At 70.6% G+C, this 24,783-nt stretch carries 22 protein-coding genes; 15 read left to right on the top strand and 7 right to left on the bottom strand.

What is annotated here, in order from left to right:
- Positions 1-222 precede the first annotated feature (222 nt).
- Positions 223-828 (bottom strand): TetR/AcrR family transcriptional regulator, encoded by a 606-nt coding sequence (locus ACIG5F_RS47550; RefSeq protein WP_396526980.1) that lies wholly within the window; start codon positions 826-828, stop codon positions 223-225.
- A gap of 70 nt (positions 829-898) precedes the next feature.
- On the opposite strand from ACIG5F_RS47550, the gene recG reads away from it, so the two are divergent.
- Positions 899-3,076, top strand: a complete 2,178-nt coding sequence (gene recG, locus ACIG5F_RS47545; protein ID WP_396526979.1) for an ATP-dependent DNA helicase RecG — start codon at positions 899-901, stop codon at positions 3,074-3,076.
- 36 nt (positions 3,077-3,112) lie between these two features.
- On the opposite strand, the gene ACIG5F_RS47540 is transcribed toward recG, so the two are convergent.
- The 3 genes from ACIG5F_RS47540 to ACIG5F_RS47530 form a co-directional block, all read right to left on the bottom strand.
- Positions 3,113-4,504 carry a hypothetical protein gene (locus ACIG5F_RS47540; RefSeq protein WP_396526978.1) on the bottom strand — a complete coding sequence of 464 codons (1,392 nt, stop codon included), beginning with the start codon at positions 4,502-4,504 and terminating at the stop codon, positions 3,113-3,115.
- A 181-nt stretch (positions 4,505-4,685) separates the two neighbouring features.
- The gene (locus ACIG5F_RS47535) at positions 4,686-5,240 is read right to left on the bottom strand and encodes a TetR/AcrR family transcriptional regulator (RefSeq protein WP_396526977.1); all 555 of its coding nucleotides are present in this window, start codon (positions 5,238-5,240) and stop codon (positions 4,686-4,688) included.
- 1 nt (position 5,241) lies between these two features.
- A complete protein-coding gene (locus ACIG5F_RS47530; RefSeq protein ID WP_396526976.1) occupies positions 5,242-6,039 on the bottom strand; it encodes an alpha/beta fold hydrolase in 798 nt (265 codons plus the stop codon).
- A 37-nt stretch (positions 6,040-6,076) separates the two neighbouring features.
- Here ACIG5F_RS47530 and sthA point away from each other — a divergent pair, with 37 nt between their 5' ends.
- Positions 6,077-7,519: a Si-specific NAD(P)(+) transhydrogenase gene (gene sthA / locus ACIG5F_RS47525; RefSeq protein WP_396526975.1), complete on the top strand. Its 1,443-nt coding sequence runs from the start codon at positions 6,077-6,079 to the stop codon at positions 7,517-7,519.
- 79 nt (positions 7,520-7,598) lie between these two features.
- On the opposite strand, the gene ACIG5F_RS47520 is transcribed toward sthA, so the two are convergent.
- The 3 genes from ACIG5F_RS47520 to ACIG5F_RS47510 are packed head-to-tail and all read right to left on the bottom strand — an operon-like array spanning position 7,599 to position 10,749.
- Complete coding sequence (locus ACIG5F_RS47520) at positions 7,599-8,990, bottom strand: ABC transporter substrate-binding protein (RefSeq protein ID WP_396526974.1); 1,392 nt, start codon at positions 8,988-8,990, stop codon at positions 7,599-7,601.
- Positions 8,991-9,010: 20 nt separating this feature from the next.
- Positions 9,011-9,823, bottom strand: coding sequence for a carbohydrate ABC transporter permease (locus ACIG5F_RS47515; protein WP_396526973.1), 813 nt, complete (start codon positions 9,821-9,823; stop codon positions 9,011-9,013).
- A gap of 23 nt (positions 9,824-9,846) precedes the next feature.
- Positions 9,847-10,749, bottom strand: coding sequence for a carbohydrate ABC transporter permease (locus ACIG5F_RS47510; protein WP_396526972.1), 903 nt, complete (start codon positions 10,747-10,749; stop codon positions 9,847-9,849).
- A gap of 278 nt (positions 10,750-11,027) precedes the next feature.
- Here ACIG5F_RS47510 and ACIG5F_RS47505 point away from each other — a divergent pair, with 278 nt between their 5' ends.
- The 13 genes from ACIG5F_RS47505 to rnc all read left to right on the top strand — a co-directional run bounded on the left by ACIG5F_RS47505 (position 11,028) and on the right by rnc (position 24,681).
- Positions 11,028-14,405 (top strand): pyruvate carboxylase, encoded by a 3,378-nt coding sequence (locus ACIG5F_RS47505; protein ID WP_396526981.1) that lies wholly within the window; start codon positions 11,028-11,030, stop codon positions 14,403-14,405.
- 160 nt (positions 14,406-14,565) lie between these two features.
- Positions 14,566-15,447 (top strand): arginase family protein, encoded by an 882-nt coding sequence (locus tag ACIG5F_RS47500; protein ID WP_396526971.1) that lies wholly within the window; start codon positions 14,566-14,568, stop codon positions 15,445-15,447.
- A 25-nt stretch (positions 15,448-15,472) separates the two neighbouring features.
- Positions 15,473-16,390 carry a hypothetical protein gene (locus ACIG5F_RS47495; RefSeq protein WP_396526970.1) on the top strand — a complete coding sequence of 306 codons (918 nt, stop codon included), beginning with the start codon at positions 15,473-15,475 and terminating at the stop codon, positions 16,388-16,390.
- Positions 16,387-18,060: a M16 family metallopeptidase gene (locus ACIG5F_RS47490; protein ID WP_396526969.1), complete on the top strand. Its 1,674-nt coding sequence runs from the start codon at positions 16,387-16,389 to the stop codon at positions 18,058-18,060. The genes ACIG5F_RS47495 and ACIG5F_RS47490 overlap by 4 nt, the downstream gene beginning before the upstream one ends.
- Before the next feature lie 72 nt (positions 18,061-18,132).
- Positions 18,133-19,062: a hypothetical protein gene (locus tag ACIG5F_RS47485; RefSeq protein WP_396526968.1), complete on the top strand. Its 930-nt coding sequence runs from the start codon at positions 18,133-18,135 to the stop codon at positions 19,060-19,062.
- Positions 19,059-20,573: a M16 family metallopeptidase gene (locus ACIG5F_RS47480; protein ID WP_396526967.1), complete on the top strand. Its 1,515-nt coding sequence runs from the start codon at positions 19,059-19,061 to the stop codon at positions 20,571-20,573. Before ACIG5F_RS47485 ends, ACIG5F_RS47480 begins: the two co-directional genes overlap by 4 nt.
- 34 nt (positions 20,574-20,607) lie before the next feature.
- Positions 20,608-21,165: a 16S rRNA (guanine(966)-N(2))-methyltransferase RsmD gene (rsmD, locus tag ACIG5F_RS47475; protein ID WP_396526966.1), complete on the top strand. Its 558-nt coding sequence runs from the start codon at positions 20,608-20,610 to the stop codon at positions 21,163-21,165.
- 30 nt (positions 21,166-21,195) lie between these two features.
- Positions 21,196-21,678 carry a pantetheine-phosphate adenylyltransferase gene (coaD, locus tag ACIG5F_RS47470; RefSeq protein WP_396526965.1) on the top strand — a complete coding sequence of 161 codons (483 nt, stop codon included), beginning with the start codon at positions 21,196-21,198 and terminating at the stop codon, positions 21,676-21,678.
- A 73-nt stretch (positions 21,679-21,751) separates the two neighbouring features.
- Positions 21,752-22,183 carry a ribonuclease domain-containing protein gene (locus ACIG5F_RS47465; RefSeq protein ID WP_396526964.1) on the top strand — a complete coding sequence of 144 codons (432 nt, stop codon included), beginning with the start codon at positions 21,752-21,754 and terminating at the stop codon, positions 22,181-22,183.
- Positions 22,184-22,307: 124 nt separating this feature from the next.
- Positions 22,308-23,033, top strand: a complete 726-nt coding sequence (locus tag ACIG5F_RS47460; protein ID WP_396526963.1) for a DivIVA domain-containing protein — start codon at positions 22,308-22,310, stop codon at positions 23,031-23,033.
- A 99-nt stretch (positions 23,034-23,132) separates the two neighbouring features.
- Complete coding sequence (locus ACIG5F_RS47455; protein ID WP_396526962.1) at positions 23,133-23,717, top strand: YceD family protein; 585 nt, start codon at positions 23,133-23,135, stop codon at positions 23,715-23,717.
- A 2-nt stretch (positions 23,718-23,719) separates the two neighbouring features.
- Positions 23,720-23,905, top strand: a complete 186-nt coding sequence (rpmF, locus tag ACIG5F_RS47450) for a 50S ribosomal protein L32 (RefSeq protein ID WP_211765710.1) — start codon at positions 23,720-23,722, stop codon at positions 23,903-23,905.
- 32 nt (positions 23,906-23,937) lie between these two features.
- Positions 23,938-24,681, top strand: a complete 744-nt coding sequence (gene rnc / locus ACIG5F_RS47445) for a ribonuclease III (protein ID WP_396526961.1) — start codon at positions 23,938-23,940, stop codon at positions 24,679-24,681.
- Positions 24,682-24,783: the final 102 nt, after the last annotated feature.

Here is a 24,783-nt window from a genome sequence, read left to right as displayed (position 1 = left end):
GTATCGAGGCAGGCGGAGCCTGCCCTATAGCGCCTTGATACGCCATCGCCCAGAGGTCTCCACAAAAAATCCACCCGGAGCCACCAACCACCCGCCCCACCCCACCCCCAACCACACAACGTCCCCGCCCCGCCGCCTCCAACCAAAACCCTCAACCCCCCACCACAACAACGAACACGCCCCGGCCAGCCTAAAAGCCCACAAAGCAAACAAAGCGAACAGTCAGCTGACCGCCGTCCGAGCCAACACAGTGTCCACAAACGCCAAGCATGTCGCGCGCATACGAGCCGCGGTGAGGCTCTGGGACCCGGCCAGCACCTGCACCGCGAGCCCGTCGATCATGCCGACGAGCATGTTGGCCAGCACGAGGGGGTCGCCGTCGGCGAGCTGGCCGCGCTTCTGGCCGTCGCGGACGATGTCGGCGACGATGCGGCGCCAGTCGCCGTAGAGGCGTTCGTTGAGTTCCCGCAGGCGAGGGGAGCGGGGGCTTTCGGCCCAGAGCTCGACCCAGACCTTCCACGCCTCGATGGTCTCGGGGGTGCCGGGCACGTACGAGTCGACGATCTGGCGCAGCCGGGTGAGGGCGTCGGCGCGGGAGTCGAGCAGCCAGCGGCGGCGTTCCAGGGAGCGTTCGAAGCAGTCCTCGAAGGCGGCCTGGGCGAGGTCCTGCTTGGTGTCGAAGTAGTAGTGCACGGTCCCGCCCGACACCCCGGCCAGCCGGGCGACGTCGGAGATGCGCAGGTTGCGCAGGCCGGCGTCGGCGATGACCTGGCAGGTGGCGCGGAGGATCTGGGCCCGCCGCTCGGCCTCGACGCTGGGGCGCGGCATGGGGCTACTCCTCGAGGTCGACGGGCGGCCAGATTAGCGTTGTCAGGGGCACGGGGTTCAATAGGACTCGATGACTGCCATCGACGACTCCCTCGAGCCGCTGCTGGGCCGCAAGACGGCGGACGCCCTCGCGGAAGGGCTGGGCCTGCGCACGGTCGGCGACCTGCTGCGCCACTATCCGCGCCGCTACGACGAGCGCGGCCGCCTGACCTCGATCGCGAGCCTGGAGCTGGACGAGCACGTCACGGTGCTGGCCGACGTGGCCAAGGTGACCAAGAAGCCGATGCGCACCCGGCGCGGCACGATGACCGAGGTGATCGTCACCGACGGCACGCGGCCGCTGAGCCTGGTGTTCTTCAGCCAGAAGATCCCCAACCTGAGCAAGCTGGTGCCGGGCAAGCGCGGGCTGTTCGCCGGCAAGGTCGGCAAGTTCAACAAGACGATGCAGCTGGCCCACCCCGAGTTCGAGCTGCTCGACGACGCGGACGGCGACGAGGCGGTGGCGTCCTTCACGCGCGGACTCATCCCGGTCTACCCGGCCGTGCACGGCCTGCCGACCTGGAGCATCGCCCGCTGTATGCGGCAGGTCATCGCGGTGTGGGACGGTGTGGTCGACCCGCTTCCCGGTGAGCTGATCAAGCAGCACAACCTGCTCGACCTGATGTCGGCGCTGAAGCTGATCCACCTGCCCGACAACCAGCAGATGGTCGAGGAGGCCAGGCGCCGGCTGAAGTGGGACGAGGCGCTGTCGATCCAGCTGGCCCTGGCCCAGCGGCGCAAGTCGGCGGCGGCCCGGCCGGCGATCCCCAGCCCCCGCCGGAAGGGCGGGCTGCTGGACGAGTTCGACGCGCGGCTGCCGTTCCAGCTGACCAACGGCCAGCGCGAGATCGGCGAGGTGATCGCCGAGGAGCTCGGCGGCACGCATCCGATGAACCGGCTGCTGCAGGGCGAGGTCGGCTCGGGCAAGACGCTGGTGGCGCTGCGGGGCATGCTCCAGGCGGTGGACGCCGGCAAGCAGGCGGCGATGCTGGCGCCGACGGAAGTCCTTGCCGCGCAACATGCCCGCTCGCTGCGGGACATGCTCGGGGATCTGGCCACGGCCGGCGAGCTGGGCGCGCCGGACCAGGCGACCCGGGTGGTGCTGCTGACCGGCTCGATGAACACGGCCCAACGCCGGCAGGCGTTGCTGGACATCGCGTCCGGCGCGGCCGGGATCGTGGTCGGCACGCACGCGCTGATCCAGGACAAGGTGTCGTTTGCGGAGCTGGGCTTTGTCGTTGTCGACGAGCAGCACCGGTTCGGCGTGGAGCAGCGGGACGCCCTGCGCGGCAAGTCGGGGGAGGGTGTCAGCCCGCACGTGCTGGTGATGACGGCGACGCCGATTCCGCGCACGGTGGCCATGACTGTGTACGGCGATCTCGAAGTGTCGGCGCTGCGTGAGCTGCCGCAGGGGCGGTCGCCGATCACCAGCTCGGTGGTGCCGGTCGCGGAGCGGCCGGAATGGCTTCGCCGGGCCTGGGAGCGGATCCGCGAGGAGGTCGCCAAAGGCCACCAGGCCTACGTGGTGTGCCCCCGCATCGGCGACGACGAGGACGCCGAACCCAAGGAGCCCAAGGGAGCAAGCTCCGACCAGCGGCCGCCGCTGGCGGTCATGGACGTGCTGCCCAAGCTGGCCGGTGGCGCGCTCAAGGGCCTGCGGGTGGAGATGCTGCACGGCAAGATGCCGCCGGAGGACAAGGACGCCGTCATGCGCGCCTTCGCCGCCGGCGACGTGCAGGTGCTGGTGGCCACCACGGTGATCGAGGTCGGCGTGAACGTGCCGAACGCGACGGTCATGGTGATCATGGACGCGGACCGGTTCGGCGTCAGCCAGCTGCACCAGCTGCGCGGCCGGGTCGGCCGGGGCAGCGCCGCCGGCCTGTGCCTGCTGGTCTCCGAGGTCCCGGTCGGCACGCCCACCATGGAGCGCCTGAAGGCCGTGGCCGACACCCTCGACGGTTTCGAGCTGGCCCAGATGGACCTGGAGCTGCGCCGCGAGGGCGACATCCTCGGCGCCGCCCAGTCCGGCGTGAAGTCGGGCCTGAAGATGCTGTCCCTGCTGGACGATCTCGACGTGATCGAGGAGGCCCGCGAGGAGGCGCAGCGGGTCGTCGGCGACGATCCCGACCTGGCCGAGCATCCCGGCCTCGCGCAGATGGTGCGCGAAGTCGTGGACGCCAGCCGGGCCGAGTACCTGGAGAAGAGCTGACCCACACCCGAGAACAGGTGTGGGCCGGCCCGGTGATCAGTGCTTGGTCAGCTGGTACAGCGTGGACGCGCCCGGCCTCAGCGAGATCGAGAGGCCGCCGGCGTCCCGCTGCGCGGACAGCTTGCTGCTGCGGCTGTCGAACTGGTTGACCCGGGCCACCGAGGAGGACCGCAGTTTCACCGTCGCCTTGGCGGCGGCGGTGTTGGAGCGGTTGACCACCAGCAGCCAGCGGTCGCCGGCCTTGTCCACGAAACGGCTGAGCACCACGGCGTTGCCGGAGGTGTCGGTGACGAAGTTGTCGGGACCGAAACGGGCGGTGCGGGCCGGGGCGGTGGACTCGTTGGCGTGCGTGACCGACTCCGAGGTCATGGCCCGCAGCTTGTTGCCCAGGCCGGCCAGGGTGCCGGTGTTGATGTCCTGCACGTCGTAGTAGTGCTGGGTCTTGCGGCCAAGGGAGTCGATCATGGCGGGTTGGAAGTTGTGGCCCCGCTCGGGAGTCGGCGTCCAGTAGGTGAAGTACTGCACGCCCTTGCAGCCGTAGGCCAGGCTGGTGTTGACCTGCCAGGCGATGTCGTCGTAGCTGGGCGAGCGGTGCCCGTCGAAGCCGACGGTCTGGATGAAGCCCCACACCGGCAGCCCGGCCTGGGCGCCGGCGGCCCGCATGTCGGCCCAGTTGTTGACGTAGTCGGGATCGACGGTGCCGTCCGAGAGCATCGGGTACCGGTCGAACGACAGCATCTGCGCGCCGGCCTTGCCGACGTACTCCAGGACGCTGGCCTGGTAGCCGGGCCCGGTGCCGGGCGGCAGGTTGCTGTAGCGAAGGTAGTACGGGTTGGCCGCCCGCAGCGCGGCGACGGTGGCGGTGAGCTGGTTGTACGACCAGGGCTCGGTGTCCTCCAGCAGCGAGAAGCCGGCGAAGGACGGGTGCGAGACGTAGGTGCCGAAGGCGCGGTTGGCCATGGCGACGGCGTCGGCGGTGCTGATGGACATCGGCACCGACCGGTCGTCGGTGATGGTGAACCAGTGGGCCAGATTGGCGATGTCGTGGTCGTCGCGCACGATGACGTGCATGCCGCCGACGGCGTCGGCCATGCTGAGCGCGCGGGTGACGATGTAGCCGTCGTCCAGGTAGTTGCCGGTGATGAAGAAATTGACGCCGGAATCCTTCATCTCCTGGATCCGGGCCTGGGTGATCTGGCTGGGCGGCGGCGGCCACACCGCGCCGATCGGAAACTGGTCCTGCGACAGGATCGGGGTGAGATTGACCTGGCGGCCGGGAGGAATGGCCGGACCGATGGGCAGCGGCGGCGGTTTGGCGACCGCGACGCCGGCGCCGGCGGCGACGACCGGCAGTGCCGCGGCCAGCGCACCGGCGGTGCGCAGGGCTCCGCGTCGCGTGATGCCTGACGAGTCCGATGAAGTGGCCATGTGGTGCTCCCTCCAGCGGCCGCGCAATCGATCTCTGGCCAGATGGTAGGGGCTGATGACCTTGAAACGTGACCGTCGCCTCACCCGGCTTTGGAAAAAGACCCAAACGAGTGGTTTGCTTCACGGCTTTGACGGGTGAAGACCAGAATTCCGTGGACCTTCGCCTGTGCTGGCAACACTTTCACGGCCGCAGCCCGGCCGCCACCATGGACACCAACAGGCGGTGGCTGGCGTCGATGTCCTCGGCCAGCCGGAAACCGCCGGAAATCTGCAGCGAGGCGAATCCGTGCATCGCGGCCCGCAGGCAGCGGGTCGTGTGCACCAGGGCGGAACCGTCCAACCCGTACCCGCGCAGCACGGCGAAGATCACCTCGATGACCCGGTTGCTGGCCTCGGCCAGTTCCGGTTCGGGGCGCGGTTGTTGCGGCAGCGCGGTGTAGCGGTGGGGAAACGCGACGGCGTAGTCCCGATAGGAGTCCATCAACGCCTGCACGGCCTCGTCGCCGCCGCGGCCAAGCACGGCCGCGGCCAGCGCGTCCCCCAGCTCGGTCAGCACCCGCAGCTGCACCAGCCCGCGCAGCGCGTCCAGGCTGGACACGTGCTTGTACAGCGACGGGGTGGCAACGCCGGTCCGGCTGGCCACGGCGGCCAGGCTGAGCGCCTCGGGCCCGTCGGCGTCGATCACGGCGATGGCCGCGTCCACGACGGCGTCGGGGGACAGGCCGACCCTGGGCATGTCAGACCTCCTTGAGGAACGCGGTGATCACGTCGGCAGTGGTGTCGACGCTGTCGGCCATCGGGTAGTGGCCGGCGCCGTCGATCATCTCAACCCGGGCCGGTCCGCCGAGGGTGTCGGCGATCCAGCGGGCCTCGGCCGCCGGGTCGGGGAAGTCGGAGTCCTTGGCGCCCATGACAACCAGCGCTGGGCAGGCCACCCTGGACACCCGGGCGGCGCTGTCGGCGCGCGAGCCGCCCATCATCGCGGTCAGCGCGGCCAGGTGCCCGGGTTGGCGCAGCGAGGCCTTGAGCTCGGCCACGTACGCGGCGAAGTCGGCCGGCTTCCGCACCGGGTAGAGGGTCTTGTAGTACATGGCCCACAACGCCGCGCTGCGGCTGATGAGCTTGGCCAGCAGGGCCACGACCGGGTTCATCTTGGCGTCCCGCACGAACGAGTCGAGCAGCACCAGGCCGTGCACCAGGTCCGGGGCCTCGGTGGCGGCCCACACGGCCGAGGCGCCGGTGTAGGAGTGTCCGATCAGGATCGCCGGCCGGCCGAGGTGGCGCAGCAGGGCCACGGTGTCCGCGCCGACGGCATCGGGGCTGTAGTCGGTGAACTCGGCCGAGGACTCGCCGCAGCCGCGCATGTCGCTGGTCACGACCCGGTAGCCGGCCGCCGCGAGCCGCGGGGCCAGGAACCGGTGAATCCGTCTGGTGTCGCCCAATCCGTGCAGGCAGAGCACGAGCCGGCCGTCGGCCGGACCCTGCTCGTCGTACGCGATCCGGCCGCCGTTCACGTCCAGGTGCTGGGTGGTCATCGCCGCCTCCTAGCTAATGTATGTAGCTAAAAAGCTAATGGCGTTAGCTTCCACTGTCAAGGGGCAGACTGGCCGCGTGCGCGACTTCGATGTGCTGGTGCTGGGGTCCGGCCCCGGCGGGCAGAAGGCCGCCATCGCGACGGCCAAGCTGGGCAAGAAGGCCGCCGTCGTGGAGCGGCGGGACATGGTGGGCGGGGTGTGCATCCAGACCGGCACGATCCCGTCCAAGACACTGCGGGAGGCCGTCCTCTACCTGACCGGACTCAACCAGCGCGAGATGTACGGCGCCAGCTACCAGGTCAAGGAGGACATCACCGTCTCCGACCTGCTGGCCCGCACCAACCACGTGATCGGCCGCGAGGTGGAGGTGATCCGCAGCCAGCTCACCCGCAACCACGTGGCGATGCTGCCCGGCATGGGGCACTTCGTGGACGAGCACACCGTCGAGGTGGTCGACGGCACCGGCCGCGAGCAGACGGTGACCGCCGACAAGATCGTGATCGCCACCGGCACGCTGCCGGCGCGGCCGTCCACTGTGGACTTCGACGGTAAGACGATCATCGACTCGGACGGCATCCTGGCCCTGGAGCGGGTGCCGCAGTCGATGATCGTGGTCGGGGCCGGCGTGATCGGCATCGAGTACGCGTCCATGTTCGCCGCGCTGGGCACCAAGGTCACCGTGGTCGAGTCCCGGGAGCGGATGCTGGAGTTCTGCGACGGCGAGGTCGTCGAGGCGCTCAAGTACCACCTGCGGGACCTGGCCGTCACCTTCCGGTTCCGGGAGACGGTGTCCGCGGTCGAGCGGCACGAGCGCGGCGCGCTGGCCGTGCTGGAGAGCGGCAAGAAGATCCCGGCCGAGGTGGTCATGTACTCGGCTGGCCGACAGGGCATGACCGAGACCCTGCAACTGGACAAGGCCGGCCTGGTCGCCGACAAGCGCGGCCGGATCGAGGTCGACGAGTACTTCCGCACCTCGGCGCCGCACATCTACGCGGTCGGCGACGTGATCGGCTTTCCCGCGCTGGCCGCGACCTCGATGGAGCAGGGCCGGCTGGCGGCGTACCACGCGTGCGGCGAGCCGGTGCAGGCCATGTCCTCGCTACAGCCGATCGGCATCTACACCATCCCGGAGATCAGCTTCATCGGGAAGACCGAGGACCAGCTGACCGCCGAGCGCATCCCGTTCGAGGTCGGCGTCTCCCGCTACCGGGAGCTGGCCCGCGGCCAGATCATCGGCGACTCCTACGGCGTGCTCAAGCTGTTGGTGTCGCCGGAGGACCGGTCGCTGCTGGGCGTGCACGTGTTCGGCACCGGGGCCACCGAGCTGGTGCACATCGGGCAGGCGGTGATGGGCTGCGGCGGCACCGTCGACTACCTGGTCGACGCGGTCTTCAACTACCCAACCCTGGCCGAGTCCTACAAGGTCGCCGCCCTCGACGCCATGAACAAGATCCGCCAAATCGAACGCCTTTCGGGCTGACCCGCGCTTGGAAGGGGGCTTTCCTACACTCGGAGTGGAGGAAAGCCCCCTTCCAAGCATCAGGGGGTTTGCTTGCGGGTTAGTTCACGGAGTCGTTGTAGTCCTTGATGGGCTGGGTGAGGGTGGCGGCGGCGTCGGTGAGGGCCTGGCGGGGGTCCTTGCCCTGGAGCACCGCGGCCTGCATGGCGTTCTCGGCGGCCTTGCGCACCTGGGGCATCACGCCGAACAGGCAGCCCTGGGTGGCGGTGGACAGCTTGGTGTTGTCGAGCTGGGTGATCGCGGTCTGGAACTGGGGCTTGGCCGCGACCCACTGCTTGTCGACGTCGGTGTCCAGCGCGGCTTTGCTGACCGGGAAGTAGCCGGTGGAGGTGTGCCAGGTGGCCTGGGAGTCCTTGCTCTCCAGGAACTTCACGAACTCCCAGGACGCCCGCTTGTGGGCGTCGTCCTTGCCCTTGCCGACGATCCACAGCGACGCGCCGCCGATGATCGGGCCGGCGCTGTCGGAGGCGTTGATCTTCGGGTAGAAGCCGGTGCCGACCTGGAAGCCGGCCTTGGTGAAGTCGCCAAGCGATCCGGTGGACTCCAGGGTGATGGCGTCCTTGCCGGCCACGAAGGCGGAGTCGCCGTTCTTGGTGTCGCTGTCCAGCTTCAGCGCCAGGCCCTGGTCGACCATGGACTTCCACCAGGTCAGCAGCTTGACGTTGTTGTCGGTGGCGAAGTTGGCCTCGGTGGCCCGGCCGTTGCGGCCGTTGTCCGGGTTGCAGTACTGGGCGCCGGCCACGGCGGTCCACTGCTCCAGGAACCAGCCGTAGAGCGAGGCCCCGAAGCCGTACTGGGTGACGTTGCCACTCGCGTCCTTGACGGTCAGCTTCTCGGCGTCGGCCTTGATCTCGTCCAGCGTGGTCGGGGGCTTGGCCGGGTCCAGGCCGGCCTTGGCGAACGCGTCCTTGTTGATGTAGAGCAAGGGCATCGAGGTGTTGAACGGCATCGAGTACAGCTTGCCGCCGACCGAGTAGTAGCCGGCGATGTTGGGCTGGATGTCGCTCACGTCGTACTTGTCGACGTCGATGAACGACTGGGCCGGCACGGTGGCCTTGGAGTCGATCATGAACTGGGTGCCGATGTCGTACACCTGGAGCAGGTCGGGCAGCTCGCCGCCCTTGAGCGCGTTCTTGTACGCCGACAGGGTGTCGTCGTAGTTGTTCTTGAAGGCCAGGGTGACCTTGATCTTGCCCTGGTTGGCCGCGTTGAACTGGTCGGTGAGCTTCTTGAGCGTCTCGCCGTTGGTGCCGGTCATCGCGTGCCAGAACGTGATGTCGGTTTCACCCTTGCCGTCCAGCGCGCTCGCGGCCGGGGCGGACAGGTCGCCGGAGCCGGACGCCGATGTCCCGGAGCTCGCCGCCGAGCTGCACGCGGTGACGGCGGTGGTGGCGGCGACCGCGACGGCCAGCAGCCCCAACTTGGTAGGCACCTGAGTACTCCTTCGATAGGTCACTTCACGGCCCCGGCCGTGAAGCCGCGGACCAGCCAGCGCTGGCCGAACAGGACGAGCAGCAGGGTCGGCAGCAGCGTGATCGTGATGCCGGCCAGCAACAGGCCCGGATCGGCGCTGTCGTTGCTGCGCAGGGCGAACACCGCGGTCTGCAGGGTGTTCAGCGAGTTGTTGGTCGAGGAGATGATCAGCGGCCAGAAGTACATGTTCCAGCCCTGAAGGAACGACCAGACGGCCAGCGCGGCGATGGCCGGCCGGCAGCCCGGCAGCAGGATCGTGAACAGGAACCGCAGGTGGCCGCAGCCGTCGATGGTGGCCGCGTCCCGCAGCTCGCCGGGGAACTGGCGGAAGGCCTGCCGCAGCAGGAACACGCCGAACCCGTTGGCCAGGAACGGAAGCACCAGCGCCAGCCGGCTGTCGCCGATGCCAAGGCTGCGCACGAACAGCGCGTTGGGCACCACGATCGCCTCGTACGGCACCATGATCGTGGCCAGGAACAGCCAGAACAGCGGCGTGCGCAGCGGGGTCCGCAGGAACACCAGCGCGTACGCGGCCAGGCACGACGTGACCAGGTGCGCCACCATGATCACGAGGCCGACGAAGAGCGAATTGCCGAACGCCGGCAGCAGCGGCACCACGGTCTGCCGCAGCGCCCCGAGGTAGCTGTCCACGGTGTAGTGGCCGAGCAGGTTGGGCGGCTGGCGCAGCAGGTCGATCGACGGCAGGAAGCCGCCGAGCACGGTCAGCAGCACCGGGAACAGCAGCACGACGGCCGCGATCACCAGCCACACGTAGGTGACCGCGCTGGTCACCCGCCCAGGTCGGTTCAACCGGCTCACCGGTAGTGCACCCGCCTCTCGATGACGCCGAACTGCACCGCGGCCAGCAGCACGCCGACGATCAGCAGCACCAGACCCTGGGCGCTGGCCAGGCCGTAGTTGCTGTTGTTGTTGTGGAACGCCTGGTTGAAGATCGAGTAGACCAGCGTGCTGGTCGCCCCGTTGGGGCCGCCGTCGGTCATCACCTGGGGCTGGCCCAGGCTCTGCAACGCGGTCAGCGTGGTCGTGACGATCACGAAGAACAGGCTGGGCGAGATCATCGGCAGCACGATGCCGGTGAAGTGGCGCACGCCGGTGGCCCCGTCGATGCGGGCCGCCTCCAGCACCTGCTCGTCCAGGCCGGCCAGCCCGGCCGCCAGCACCAGCAGGTTGAAGCCGGACACCATCCACACGGTCACGCCGGCCACCGTGACCAGGGCCCAGCCCGAGTCGGTGGTCCAGCCGGGCGCGCTCACCCCGACCAGTCGCAGCAGCCAGTTCACCGGGGACATGGCCGGGTTGAGCATCAGCAGCCACACCACCGAGGCGGCCGAGGCCGAGTAGGCGAACGGCAGCGTGAACAGGGTGCGGAACACCCGCATGCCGGGCAGCCGCTGGCTCAGCGGCACGGCCAGCGCCAGCGGCAGCAGCACCCCGGCGACCACGACCAGCAGGGTGAATCCGGCGGTGCGGGCCAGCACCGCGCCGAACTCGGGCGTGACCAGCTCCTGGAAATGGCGCAGGCCCACGAAGCGGGTCGGGTTGCCGAGGATGTCGCTGCCCATGGTGGCCAGGTAGACCGCCTGGAACAGCGGAAAGACCACAAAGGCGCCGAGGCCGGCGACGGCGGGCGCCAGGAACAGCATGGTGAGCGCGAGCTCCCGCGGCGGCCAGCGGCGGGTGATGACGGACTGTGACACGGGTGCGGAGTCTGTGTCGGTCACTGGGCCAATCGGGGGACGTTTGATGAACGCAGCATTGCTGACGGTCGACGTGGCGCTTACGTCACGCTCGGTCGAGAGCTCGTCACGGGGCATCCGCGCAGGCTAGGCCAAGGAACGTGACCGCGCTCACGTTCGGTCGCCTCGGGTCTAGTTCTATTACGTCCATCACTCGGGATGGTTCTCCCACATGAATGGAAACGCACGGTAGCGTGCCGAGCTGGACGGATCCCCAGGAAAAACGGGAGGAACGCCTGATGTTCCGCAAGGTGCTCGTCGCCAACCGCGGCGAGATCGCCATCCGCGCATTCCGCGCCGCCTACGAGCTGGGCGCCGGGACCGTGGCGGTGTTCCCCTACGAGGATCGCAACTCGCTGCATCGGCTCAAGGCCGACGAGGCGTACGAGATCGGCGAGCCCGGCCACCCGGTGCGGGCCTACCTCTCGGTGGACGAGATCGTCGAGGCGGCCCGCAAGGCCGGCGCGGACGCGATCTACCCCGGCTACGGCTTCCTGTCGGAGAACCCGGAGCTGGCCTCGGCCTGCGCGGCCGCCGGCATCACCTTCGTCGGCCCGCCGACCGAGGTGCTGGAGCTGACCGGCAACAAGGCCAGGGCCATCGCCGCGGCCAAGGCCGCCGGCCTGCCCACGCTGAAGTCCTCGGAGCCCTCGGCCGACGTGGACGCGCTGCTGGCGGCGGCCGACGAGGTCGGCTTCCCGATCTTCGTCAAGGCGGTGGCCGGCGGCGGCGGGCGCGGCATGCGCCGGGTGCTGGAGCCGGGCCAGCTGCGCGAGTCGATCGAGGCGGCGATGCGGGAGGCCGAGTCGGCCTTCGGCGACCCGACCGTGTTCCTCGAACAGGCGGTGGTGCAGCCCCGCCACATCGAGGTGCAGATCCTGGCCGACGGCGTCGGCAACGTGATCCACCTCTACGAGCGCGACTGCTCGGTGCAGCGGCGGCACCAGAAGGTGATCGAGCTGGCCCCGGCGCCGAACCTGGACCCGCTGGTCCGGGACAAGATCTGCGCCGACGCGGTGGCCTTCGCCAAGCAGATCGGCTATCGCAACGCCGGCACCGTCGAGTTCCTGCTCGACCAGCGCGGCAACCACGTCTTCATCGAGATGAACCCGCGCATCCAGGTCGAGCACACGGTGACCGAGGAGGTCACCGACGTCGACCTGGTGCAGTCCCAGCTGCGCATCGCCGCCGGCGAGACGCTGGGCGACCTGGGCCTGAGCCAGAGCGCGATCTACCTGCGCGGCAACGCCCTCCAGTGCCGGATCACCACCGAGGACCCGGTGAACGGCTTCCGCCCGGACACCGGCGTGATCAGCGCCTACCGCTCGCCCGGCGGCTCGGGCATCCGGCTGGACGGCGGCGCGATCGGCGCCGGCAGCACGGTCGGCGCGCACTTCGACTCCATGCTGGTCAAGCTGACCTGCCGCGGCCGCACCTTCGAGGCGGCAGTGGCCCGGGCCCGGCGCGCGGTGGCCGAGTTCCGCATCCGCGGCGTCTCCACCAACATCCCGTTCCTCCAGGCCGTGCTGGACGACCCGGACTTCCGGGCCGGCAGGGTCACCACGGCGTTCATCGAGGAACGGCCGGAGCTGCTGACCGCCCGGCAGTCGGCCGACCGCGGCACCAAGCTGCTGACCTACCTGGCCGACGTGACCGTGAACAAGCCCAACGGCGGCCGGCCGGCGGTGATCGACCCGTGGAACAAGCTGCCCAAGCTGGACCTGTCCACGGAGCCGCCCGCCGGCTCCAAGCAGCGGCTGACCGAGCTGGGCCCGCAGGGCTTCGCGACCTGGCTGCGCAACGAGCCGGGGGTGCTGGTCACCGACACCACCTTCCGTGACGCGCACCAGTCGCTGCTGGCCACCCGCGTCCGGACCAAGGACCTGGTGCAGGTCGCGCCGTACGTGGCGCGGATGAACCCGCAGCTGCTGTCGCTGGAGTGCTGGGGCGGCGCGACCTACGACGTGGCCCTGCGCTTCCTGGCCGAGGACCCGTGGGAACGGCTGGCCGCGCTGCGTGAAGCGGTGCCCAACCTGTGCCTGCAGATGCTGCTGCGTGGGCGCAACACCGTCGGCTACACGCCGTATCCCGAGGCGGTCACGCGGGCGTTCGTGGAGGAGGCGACCGAGACCGGCATCGACATCTTCCGCATCTTCGACGCCCTCAACGACATCGAGCAGATGCGGCCGGCGATCGAGGCGGTGCGGGAGACCGGCAAGTCCGTCGCCGAGGTGTCGCTCTGCTACACCGCCGACCTATCCGACCCGGGTGAGCAGCTCTACACCCTGGACTACTACCTGAAGCTGGCCGAGCAGATCGTCGGGGCCGGCGCGCACGTGCTGGCGATCAAGGACATGGCCGGCCTGCTGCGCCCGCCGGCGGCCGCGCGCCTGGTCACGGCGCTGCGCAAGGAGTTCGACCTGCCGGTCCACCTGCACACCCACGACACCGCGGGCGGGCAGCTGGCCACCTACCTGGCGGCCATCCAGGCCGGCGTGGACGCCATCGACGGCGCCACCGCGTCGGTCGCCGGCACCACCTCGCAGCCGTCGCTGTCGGCGATCGTCGCCGCCACCGACCACTCGGCCCGCACCACCGGGCTGGACCTGCAGGCGGTTGGCGACCTGGAGCCGTACTGGGAGGTCGTGCGCAAGGTGTACGCGCCGTTCGAGGCGGGCCTGCCGTCGCCGACCGGCCGCGTGTACCACCACGAGATCCCCGGCGGGCAGCTGTCCAACCTGCGCCAGCAGGCCATCGCGCTGGGGCTGGGCGACCGGTTCGAGGACATCGAGGCCACCTACGCGGCGGCCGACCGGATGCTGGGCCGGCTGGTCAAGGTCACGCCGTCCTCCAAGGTGGTCGGCGACCTGGCCCTGCACCTGGTGGGGGCGGGCGTGGACCCGGCCGAGTTCGAGGCCGACCCGGGCCGCTTCGACATCCCGGACTCGGTGATCGGCTTCCTGCACGGCGAGCTGGGCGACCCGCCCGGCGGCTGGCCGGAGCCCTTCCGCACCAAGGCGCTGTCCGGCCGGACCGCGCCCAAGGGCGTGGCCGACCTGTCGGAGCAGGACGTGGAGGGGCTGGCCACTGACCGTCGGGCCACCCTGAACCGGCTGCTGTTCCCGGCGCCGACCAGGGAGTTCCTCCAGCACCGCGACGCCTACGGCGACACCAGCGTGCTGCGCAGCAAGGACTGGCTCTACGGCCTGCGGCCGGGCGAGGAGTACTCGGTCGATCTCGGCCGGGGCGTGCGGCTGCTGATCACGCTGGAGGCCATTGGCGAGGCCGACGAGCGCGGCATGCGGACCGTGATGGCCGTCCTCAATGGACAGCTGCGGCCGATCCAGGTGCGGGACCGCTCGGTGGCGGCCGACGTGCCGGCGGCGGAGAAGGCCGACCGTGGCAACAGCAACCACGTCGCTGCGCCGTTCGCGGGAGTGGTCACGATGGCCGTCGCCGAGGGTGACAGCGTCCAGGCCGGGCAGACCGTGGCCACCATCGAGGCGATGAAGATGGAGGCGGCCATCACCGCGCCCAAGGCGGGCACGGTGCAGCGCCTGGCCATTTCCCGTCAGCAGCAGGTGGAAGGCGGCGACCTGCTGATCGTGTTGTCCTGAGCCACCGGTGCCCCCGTGCCGTCCGCGGCCGGGGGCACCGCTGTGTCCACAGTGGACCGTGATCTTGACGACACGCTGACGCGTCAGCCGGTAGAGTGACACGATGTTCCCCGTGTTGCCGGCTAGCAACGCGATCCCCGTGGCTGGTTAGGTGTGATTCGTGCTGGAGTTGCAGTCCGTGGCCCAGCGACAGGGCGCGGTTGTCCCCAAGTCCCCGTGGTTGCCGACCGCCTGCCAGGCGCTGTCCGACCTGGCCGGCCGCGTGCTCGGTCTGGACGTGCGCAGAGTTCCCGTGCGCGCCGGTACGTCCGCCCTTGTCGGCGGCATCCACAACCGTGAGGTGCTGCTGGCCAATCGCGGGTTCCAGGCGCAGTACCTGCGTCACGCCACCGGTCCCGTGCTGACCATCGGCGGCGACTGCGGCGTGGAGACAGTGCCGCTCGGCTTTGCCCGCAAGCGTTTCGGGCCGGCGCTGGGGGTCCTGTGGTTCGACGCACACGGTGATCTCAACACCCCGGCGACCTCCCCCTCCGGCGCGTACCACGGCATGGCCTTACGGCACGCCTTCGGCGAGGGCGACCGGGACTTCGTGCTCGACACCCCCGTGGTGTCCCGCCGCGTGGTGCTGGCCGGGGCCCGCGCGCTGGACCCGGGCGAGCAGGCCATGGTCGACCGGGGGCTGGTCCGGCACGTGCCGATCGAACGCGGCTACGAGACCTCGTGGATCCTCGACGCGGTCATCGCCTCCCGGGCCCCGCAGTTCTACCTGCACATCGACCTCGACGTGCTGGACCCGAGCGAGTTCGCCGACGTCACCTGCCCGGTGCCGGGCGGGCTGCTGATCAGCGAGCTGGTGGACGCGATCCGGGCGGTGGCGGCGATCCGGCCGATCATCGGGGCCGGCATCACCGAGTGCGCCACCGACAATCCGGACCGGTTGCAGGTGCTGGCCCCGATCCTGCGGGCGGTCGGCGCGGCCCTGCACGCCCATTCCACCGTCCTGCCCGCTCAGGCCGCTGTTCCTTATCCGGTCCGCCCGTGACTCCGCTTCCTCTATTGTCTCGCGGGTGACGTCCCCGAGATTCGACATCACCGCCGCACACCCGGAGTTCCTGCGGTTACGCACGGCGGTCGGCGCCGGCGACTGGGCGGCCGTGGAGCAGTTCTTCGCGTCCATGCCCGACGACAACTGGACCGCGCGGGCCACCTGGATCGTGGCCGAGGTCGCCGGCGTCGAGGAGTTCCTGCGGCGCGTGCCGCGGTCCCGGCTGAGCCGATTGCTGCTGGCCTCGCGGCATATCGCCCATGCATGGGAGATCCGCAGCGGCAAGCAGGCCAAGTACGTCTCAGCCCAGCAGTTCGCCGGCATGCACGACGCCCTGCGCGCGGCCGAGGCGATCCTGATCGACCTCACCGCGGAGGATCCCTCCGACACCATCGCCTGGCTCAAGCGGATCCCCGTCTGCATGGGGTTGCAACTCGGACAGAGCGAGGCGCGGCGGCGATATGACCGATTGGCCCGGCACAATCCGCATCTGCTGCCGGCCCAGACCGCCCTTGTGCAACAGCTTTGTCCGAAATGGAGCGGTTCGTGGGAATCGCTGCATGCTTTCGCGCGGGAATGCATGAACGCGGCCCCGCCCGGGTCGCTGAATCCGATTGTGGTCGGTGAGGCGCACCTCGAACACGCCCAGGCGATCGGCAAGGCCGGGCGGGCCGAGTACCTCGCCGGCGTCGAGGCCGAGCTCGACGAGGCGGTGCGCAAGTCCCTGCTGCACCCGGCGTTCCGGAAGGTCCCAGGCTGGGTGAGCGCGCACGGGGTGTTCGCCGTGCTGTCCTCGTGGGCCGGCAACCAGGCCAAGGCCGCCGTGCACTTCCAGGCGCTCGGCGACCTGGCCAGCAGCTATCCGTGGGAGAGCTGCTTCACCAATCCGGCCGCCGGCTTCCAGGAGCTCAGAGCGGCGGCGCTCGGGGGGAAGAGATGATCAGACAGACCGAGGTCGACGGCGTCCGCACGCTCGTCGCCCCCAATCCCGGACCGATGCGCGCCGGCCTGGTGTTCCGGGTCGGCTTCGCCGACGAGCCGCTGCCCCGCCGCGGCATCACGCACCTGGTCGAGCACTTGGCCCTGCACCGGCACGGCCAGACCGATCACCACGCCAACGCCGCCACCTCGGTCACCACCACCCACTTCTTCACCGAGGGCACGCCCGAGGAAGTCGTCGCCTACCTGTCCGCCGTCTGCGAGTCGCTGGCCAACCTGCCGATGGACCGGCTCCCGCTCGAGAAGTCGGTGCTGCGCACCGAGGAGGCTGGCCGGTCTACCTCGTCGCTGGCGCTGTGGCGGTACGGGGCGCTCGGCCACGGCACCGCCGGGTATCCCGAATGGGGCGTGGACGGGCTCGGCCCCGATGATCTTCGCCAGTGGGTGGCGTCCCGGTTCACCCGCGAGAACGCGGTGCTGTGGATCGCCGGCCAGGTGCCGCCCGGCCTGCGGCTGGCGCTGCCCTCCGGGCCGGTGAATCCGATCCCCGCGCCGACCTCGGCCCTGCCGACGACGCCGGCGTTCTACTCCGAGGCCACCACCTCCGTCTCGTTCAGCGGCATCGTGCGCCGTCGGCCGGAGGCCCCGCTGTTCGCCGGCCTGCTGGACCGGCTGCTGTTCCGCGCGCTGCGCCAGGAGGACGGCAACTCGTACTCGCCGTCGGCGACCTACCTGGCGCGGGACGCCGACTTCGGTCAGATCCTGGCCTTCGCCGACGCGTTGCCGGAGAAGCAGTCGGCGGTGCTGGGCGGCTTCGTCGACGTGCTCGCGACCGTGCGCCTCGGTCGGATCGACGAGGCCGACCTCGCCGCCGTCCGGGGCAAGGCGCTGGCCAACCTGGACCGGCCCGACGCGGAGGCCGAGATCCTGCCGTCCAGCGCCGTCGACCTGCTCGTCGGCAACCCGTGGCAGACGGTCGAGCAGCGGCGCAAGGCCGTCGAGGCGATCACTGTCGAGGACATGCGGGCAGTGGCGGTCGAGGCGATCTCCACCGGTCTGCTCCAGGTGCCGAGGGGTCTGGGCGCGGACTGGGCCGGGTTCACCCAGGCCCCGCTGTGGTCGACCACGGTGGTCCACGGCAACCGGCACGCGTCGTTGGAACACGAGGGGCGGAGCCTGGTGCTGGGCGACCAGGGCGTCAGCCTGGTGACCGGCGACGGCACGGTGACCGTGCTGTTCCGTGAGTGTGTGGCGTTGCAGTGCTGGCCCGACGGCGCGCGGCGGCTGATCGGCATGGACGCCTTGAGCGTCGGCGTCGAGCCGACCTTGTTCGACCTGCCGCCGACCGCGATCGGCTGGCTTGACGCGCAGGTGCATCCGTCGGTGCGGATCGTGATGCCGGCCCGGTCCCATGTGCCGCGCCCGTCGCCGAAGACCGAGGCCGCGCCGGCGCCGGCGCGGCGGAGTCGGTCCGCGGTCAACAAGATCGGGCTGGTCGTCGTCGGCTTGGCAGTGGCCTTCTTCGGCCTCCTGGCCTTGGTCGGCACCGTGGTGGCGGTCACGGACCCGCAACCCGATCAGGACGCCACGGGGGCGATCGCGCTCTGGGCCGTCACCCTGATCGCGGCCGGGCCGTTCGCGCTGCTGTGGTCGCGGGGCCGCCGGCGGTAGCCGTGGGAGCGGTACCACGACACGACGGCCACACCGGCGATAAGTGAAGGGCTTTCATCTATTGTCTCGCTGGTGATCATGCCCTCGGCTCGCCGGTTCGATCAGGCGGCGGCCTTCCCGGAGCTGGTCGAGCTGCGCGAGTCGACCCGCGCGGCCGACTGGACGGCCATCGAGCTGTTCTTCGCCGGCCTGTCCGACGTGGACATGACCGTGTACGCGGTCAAGGTCGTCGCCGATGTGGCCGGGGCGGAGGAGTTCCTGGAGCAGCTGCCGCCCTCGCCGCTGGCGCGGCGGCTGCTCGCCGCCCGCCACGTCAGCAAGGCCTGGGAGGTCCGCTCGGCCAAGCGGGCCCGGCACGTCACCCGCGACCAGTTCGAGGGCATGCACGAGCTGTTACGCCGGGCCGAGCCGATCCTGATCGAGCTCACGGCCGAGGACCCGGCCGACGTGGTGGCCTGGGCGTTCCGCCTGAACACCGCGCGCGGGCTGCAACTCGGGCAGAGCGAGGCCCGCCGCCGCTACGACCGGCTGGCCCGCGTCGCCCCGCACTGCTTCGCCGCCCAGAGCCGGCTGCTGCAACAGCTCTGTCCCAAGTGGAGCGGCTCGTGGGAGGCCGCGCACTCGTTCGCCCGGCAGTGCCTGGACGCCGCCCCGCCGGGCTCGCTCAGCCCGGCCGTCGTCGGCGAGGCGCACCTGGAGCACTATCTCGATCTGGAGGGTTCGGATCGCGGGCGGTACCTGGCGAAGGTGTCCGTGCAGCAGGAGATCCGCGCCGCCGCCGACAAGTCGGTGCTGCATCCCGGGTTCTTCGGCGGCTACCACTGGCCGCAGGCGCACGGGGTGTTCGCCGTGCTGTTCGCGGAGATGGGCGATCACCGGCGGGCCGCCGCGCACTTCGAGGCGCTCGGCGACGCGGGCAGCGAGTACCCGTGGACGATGTTCGGCGATCCCGCCGCCGGCTTCGCCCGGCTGCGCGGCCTGAGCGCCGGCGGCGCCCAGTGATCAAGGAGACCGAGGTCTGCGGCATCCGGGCCCTGATCGCCCCGGCCGACGGGCCGCTCACCGCCGGGCTGGTGTTCCGGGTCGGCTGCGCCGACGAGCCGCTGTCCCGGCGCGGCCTCACACACCTGGTCGAGCACCTGGCCCTGCACCGGCACGGCCTCATCGAGCACGACGCCAACGCGGCCACCGGCCTGACCACCACCCATTTCTTCACCAGCGGCAGCGACCAGGCCGTGGTCGGCTACCTGACCAGCGTCTGCGACTCGCTGCGGGACCTGCCGCTGGACCGGATGGCCACCGAGAAGACGATCCTGCGCACCGAGCAGGCCGCCCGCCCGGCTGACAGCCTGCTGGTCTGGCGCTACGGGGCGGTCGGCTACGGCGCGGCCGGCTATCCGGAGTGGGGCCTGGAGGCGATCACCGAGGCCGACGTCCGGGACTGGGCCGCGACCCGGTTCACCCGGGAGAACGCGGTGCTGTGGATCGCCGGCGAGGTGCCGGCCGGCCTGGAGCTGGCGCTGCCCTCCGGCCCGAAACACCCGCTGCCGCTGCCGACCTCGGCGCTGGCCGGCACGCCGGCGTTCTTCGCCGAGGGCAGCGGCAAGATCACCTTCAGCGCCGTGGTGGAGCGGTCCGCGCGGGCCGCCCTGTTCGCGTTCGTGCTGGAGCGGGCCCTGTTCCGCACGCTGCGCACCGAGGACGGCAACTCCTACGCGGTCGCGACCTCGTATGCGCCGAGGGACGGCGACGCCGCCACCATCACCGGGCTGGCCGACGCGCTGCCGGAGAGGCAGGACGCGGTGCTCGGCGGCGTGATCGACGTGCTGGCCGCGTTCCGGGCCGGCCGCATCGACCCGACCGAGCTGGAAGTGGTGCGGGACAAGGCGATCAGCGGCCTCGACCGGCCCGAGGCGATCCGGGCGATGCTGTTCACCGAGGCCGTCGACGTCCTGTACGGGCGAACCCGACCATCCCTCGCGGACTTCCGGGCCGAGCTGGCCTCAGTCGCCGTCGACGACCTGCACGAGGTGGCCGGGCAGGTCCTGGACAGCCTGCTGTTACAGGTGCCGCGCGGTCACCGGGCCGACTGGGCCGGCTTCGCCGAGGCCCCGATGTGGTCGGACTCCACGGTCACCGGCCAGGACTTCCCGTCGTTGCAGAACCCCGACCACACCCTGGTCGTCGGCCCCGACGGCGTCAGCATGGTCGGCCCGCACGGGGCCCTGACCGTGCGGCACCGGGACTGCGTGCTGATGCAATGCTGGCCCGACGGGGCCCGCCGGCTGATCGGCCCGGACGGCGTCAACGTCAGCATCGAGCCGAACCTGCACGACGTGCCGGCCGAGACCATCGCCGACCTCGACCGCAGCCTCCCCGACGCGGTCAAGGTCTGGCAGCCCGCCCGGCCCGCCGACCGCATCCCACCCCGCCGCGTCCCCCACGCCCCGCAACCACCTCCCAACCGCCCGCACCTGTTCGGCCGCCTCACCGCCCTCCTCCGCCGCCGCTGAACCCCGCGAGCCGAGTTCCGGCAGGATGTGACCCGTGACGAGGATCGTGGCCGGCGCGGCCGGGGGACGGCGGCTGGAGGTGCCGCCCAGCGGCACCCGGCCCACCTCCGACCGGGTGCGGGAGGCACTGTTCAGCGCCCTGGAGGCGGCGGTCGGCCTGGACGGCGCGCACGTGCTCGATCTGTACGCCGGTTCCGGCGCGCTGGGGCTGGAGGCGCTGTCGCGGGGCGCGGCCAAGGCGACCTTCGTGGAGTCCGACCGCCGGGCCGCCGACATCCTGCGCCGCAACACCAGGGCGCTGGGCCTGCCCGGGGCCGACGTCCGGCACGGCACCGTGCAGTCGGTGCTGGCCACCACGCCCGGCGACCGCTACGACCTGATCTTCGTCGACCCGCCCTACGCGCTGGGGGAGCCGGAGCTCGCCGCCGTGCTCGAAGCGCTGCCGGCCTGGGCCGCCCCGGAGGCCACGCTGGTGGTGGAGCGGTCCACCCGCGGCGAGGATCCGCGCTGGCCCGAGGGCGTCGAGCCGACCCGGAGCAAGAGGTACGGAGAGACGACCCTGCACTGGGCGTTGATCACTTCTAGGCGGTGACATGACCGTGTCCCTGTTACGGTCCCGGCCATGAGGCGTGCGGTTTCCTCCGGCACCTACGACCCGGTGCACAACGGCCACCTGGACATCATCAGCCGGGCCGCCGACGTCTTCGACGAGCTGGTCGTCCTGGTGGCGGTCAACAAGAACAAGAAGACCCTGTTCACGGTCGAGGAGCGGGTCGACATGATCCGCGAGGTCACCGCCCACCTGCCCAACGTGCGGGTGGACAGCTGGCAGGGGCTGCTCGTGGACTACTGCCGGGCCAACGAGATCAAGGTGATCGCGAAGGGCCTGCGCGCGGTCAGCGACTTCGACTACGAGCTGCAGATGGCCCAGATGAACAACCAGCTGACCGGGGTGGAGACCCTGTTCATGCCGACCAACCCGGTGCACAGCTTCATGTCCAGCTCGCTGATCAAGGAGGTGGCCACCTACCAGGGAGACGTGGCCCACCTGCTGCCGCCGCTGGTGCACGAGCGGCTGACCGGGCGGCTGGCGGAGCGGGCCTGAGCGGCTCCCACTGTCAACCGTCGATTCAGGTTCACTCCTCCTGGTGATCACCTGATCGCGTTACGTTGCCGGTATGAGCTACCTCACGTCACGAGCCGTGAAGGCCCTGCTGGCTCTTGCCCTCACCGTGGTCGGCGCCCTCGGCCTGGCCGCCGTCGGCGTCGCCGCGCCGGTCGCCCACCCGGCGGCCGCGCAGGTCGCCTGCGGCAACACCAGCAGCTACCAGAAGGTCAACCTGTCCAGCCTGCCCGCGCAGGCCGCCACCACCGTCAAGCTGATCCAGCAGGGCGGGCCGTTCCCGTACCCGCAGAACGACGGCGTGGTCTTCCGCAACGACGAGCACATCCTGCCCCTGTGCTCGTCGGGCTACTACCACGAGTACACCGTGCCCACGCCCGGCTCCTCCACCCGCGGCACCCGCCGCATGATCACCGGCTCCGCCGGCGAGTACTTCTACACCGGTGACCACTACGTCACGTTCTCCCTAGTCAACATCTCCCAGTGAGCCGGCCCCGGCGCCCGGCCGCCGCGGCCGGGCGCCGGACACGCCTTCCGAATGTCCCCGCCTCCGGCGGGTCGAGCGGGCAGACTGGACACTGCCAGCCGTATAGCCCTTAGAGGAGAGCGACGTGTACCGGGTGTTCGAGGCCCTCGACGAACTCGTCACGATTGTCGAGGAAGCGCGCGGCGTGCCGATGACCTCCGGCTGCGTCGTGCCCCGTGGCGACCTGCTCGAGCTGCTCGACGACATCCGGGACGCCATTCCGCGCGAGCTGGACGACGCCCAGGACGTGCTCGACCACCGCGACAGCATGATCTCCAAGGCCCAGCACGAGAGCGAGACCGGCGTCGGCAAGGCCCGCGAGGAGGCCGAGCGTCTGCTGGCCGAGGCCCGCGCCGAGGCCGACCGCCTGGTCGCCGACGCCCGCGCGCACGCCGAGCGCATGGTGGCCGAGGCCGAGAACGAGGCCGAGCGGGTCGTCTCCGCCGGCCGGCACGAGTACGAGGACCTGACCGGCCGGGCCCGCGCCGAGGCCGACCGCATGGTCCAGGCCGGCCGCGCCTCCTACGAGCGTGCCGTCGAGGACGGCCGCAACGAGCAGCACCGGCTGGTCCAGCAGACCGAGGTCGTGCAGGCCGCGCACGCCGAGTCCGCGCGCGTGCTGGACGCCGCCAGCGGCGAGGCCAACCGCCTGCGCGGCGAGTGCGACGCCTACGTCGACGCCAAGCTGGCCGACTTCGAGGACCTGCTGGCCCACACCCTGCGCACGGTGGGCAAGGGCCGGGCCAGCCTGCGGGCCCCGATGTCCGCCAGCACCGCCTCGGCCGCCCCGTTCGACTACGCCCGAGACTGAGCTACCCGCTCTGACCTGCTGATTTTCCTTCCGGCCATCTTCTTGAGTACGCTTGACCGGCTGGAAACGGTAAGTCACCCCACCAGCGACACAACCACCATGCCTAAGCAACGATCACACGCGCGCCCTCAGCAGCAGACCGCTGGACCCTGGGTCATCGACACCAGGGACATCGGTCGCCGACCCGGCTCCAGCCGCAGCTACCACCGAGTGGCTCCGGCGCCCGGGGGTTTCGGCTTTCCCGAGGTCATCGGGATCGAAGAGGGCAGCGAGGTCGTGCTGGACCTGCTGGTCGAGTCGGTAGTGGAGGGCGTGCTCGCCACCGGGACCGCGACCGCGGAGACGGTCGGTGAGTGCTCGAGGTGTCTTGACCCGCTTTCCGGCACGGTCGAGGTCCGCTTCACCGAGCTGTTCGCGTATCCGGACAGCGCGACCGAGGCGACCACTGACGAGGACGAGGTCTCGCGCCTTGTCGACGATCTGATCGACCTGGAACCCGTGGTGCGCGACGCGGTGGTGCTCGCGCTGCCGCAGGTTCCGCTGTGCTCGCCGGACTGTCGTGGACTGTGCGCCGAGTGCGGCGCCAAGTGGGCCGAACTGGGCCCCGACCACGCGCATGAGACGATTGATCCTCGCTGGGCTGCTCTTCAGGAGAAGTTCGGCGGGACCGAGGAGGAGAGCTAGTCGTGGCCGTCCCGAAGCGGAAGATGTCCCGCTCCAACACCCGTTCGCGCCGTTCCCAGTGGAAGGCCGTGGCCCCCACCCTGGTGGCGTGCTCCAACCGCGCCTGCCGTCAGCCGAAGCTGCCGCACATCGCGTGCCCGGCCTGCGGTCAGTACGACGGCCGCCAGGTCGTCCAGCCGGCCAGCTGACCGCCGCCTCCCGGCGAGAAGTGAAAAGCGCAGTGGGAGGTAAGGGATCACGGGGTCCGGCGCCGGATCGGGCCCTGTTGCTTGAGGCGCTCGGTGTTCAGTTGGACGCCGAGCTTCTCGTGTTGGCCCTCACTCACAGGTCCTACGCGTACGAGAACGGCGGCCTGCCGCCGAACGAGCGTCTCGAGTTCCTCGGAGACGCCGTCCTCGGACTCGTGGTGACGGACCACCTCTACCGCAGGCACCCGGATCTGCCCGAGGGGCAGCTGGCGAAGCTGCGCGCGAGCGTGGTGAACATGATGGCGCTGGCCGGCGTCGCCCGTGACCTCGGCCCCGGCGGCCTCGGCGCGCACCTGCTGTTGGGGCGCGGCGAGGAGCTGACCGGCGGTCGGGACAAGGCGAGCATCCTCGCCGACGGGCTCGAGGCGATGATCGGCGCCGTCTACCTGGAACACGGCATCGACGTGGCCCGGGGCCTGGTGCACCGGCTGTTCGACCCGCTGCTGGCCGCCGCCCCGCTCAAGGGCGCCGGCCTGGACTGGAAGACCAGCCTCCAGGAGCTGACCGCCGCGCAGGGCCTCGGCGTGCCCGAGTACCGGGTCGACGACGAGGGTCCCGACCACCGCAAGGAGTTCACCGCCACGGTGTTCGTCGGCGGGCGGGGCCTGGGCAGCGGCACCGGGCGCACCAAGAAGGAAGCCGAGCAGAAGGCGGCCGAGGCCGCGTACACCACGCTCAAGTCGGAGATCCCGCCGCCCGAGGCCGTCGAAGGCTGAGAACGGCGAGCCGCCGCTGTCCAGTGGTGCTCGGAAGGGGGCATTCCAGGCGTGCCGCGCCAGGAATGCCCCCTTCTGAGCATGTGTCGGCCTCGGCGGGAG

Source organism: Kutzneria sp. NPDC052558, from assembly GCF_044547355.1.
In the GTDB taxonomy this organism is placed as follows: domain Bacteria; phylum Actinomycetota; class Actinomycetes; order Mycobacteriales; family Pseudonocardiaceae; genus Kutzneria.
This window is presented reverse-complemented; position numbering and strand designations above follow the sequence as displayed.

What these genes read in the sequence shown, in the direction of transcription:
- ACIG5F_RS47490 (WP_396526969.1), top strand. Translation starts at nt 16,387, where the DNA reads ATGATCAGACAGACCGAGGTCGACGGCGTCCGCACGCTCGTCGCCCCC.
- sthA (WP_396526975.1), top strand. Translation starts at nt 6,077, where the DNA reads ATGGCGTTAGCTTCCACTGTCAAGGGGCAGACTGGCCGCGTGCGCGAC.
- ACIG5F_RS47540 (WP_396526978.1), bottom strand. Translation starts at nt 4,504, where the DNA reads ATGGCCACTTCATCGGACTCGTCAGGCATCACGCGACGCGGAGCCCTG.
- ACIG5F_RS47535 (WP_396526977.1), bottom strand. Translation starts at nt 5,240, where the DNA reads ATGCCCAGGGTCGGCCTGTCCCCCGACGCCGTCGTGGACGCGGCCATC.
- ACIG5F_RS47505 (WP_396526981.1), top strand. Translation starts at nt 11,028, where the DNA reads ATGTTCCGCAAGGTGCTCGTCGCCAACCGCGGCGAGATCGCCATCCGC.
- ACIG5F_RS47550 (WP_396526980.1), bottom strand. Translation starts at nt 828, where the DNA reads ATGCCGCGCCCCAGCGTCGAGGCCGAGCGGCGGGCCCAGATCCTCCGC.
- ACIG5F_RS47465 (WP_396526964.1), top strand. Translation starts at nt 21,752, where the DNA reads ATGAGCTACCTCACGTCACGAGCCGTGAAGGCCCTGCTGGCTCTTGCC.
- ACIG5F_RS47455 (WP_396526962.1), top strand. Translation starts at nt 23,133, where the DNA reads ATGCCTAAGCAACGATCACACGCGCGCCCTCAGCAGCAGACCGCTGGA.
- coaD (WP_396526965.1), top strand. Translation starts at nt 21,196, where the DNA reads ATGAGGCGTGCGGTTTCCTCCGGCACCTACGACCCGGTGCACAACGGC.
- ACIG5F_RS47530 (WP_396526976.1), bottom strand. Translation starts at nt 6,039, where the DNA reads ATGACCACCCAGCACCTGGACGTGAACGGCGGCCGGATCGCGTACGAC.
- recG (WP_396526979.1), top strand. Translation starts at nt 899, where the DNA reads ATGACTGCCATCGACGACTCCCTCGAGCCGCTGCTGGGCCGCAAGACG.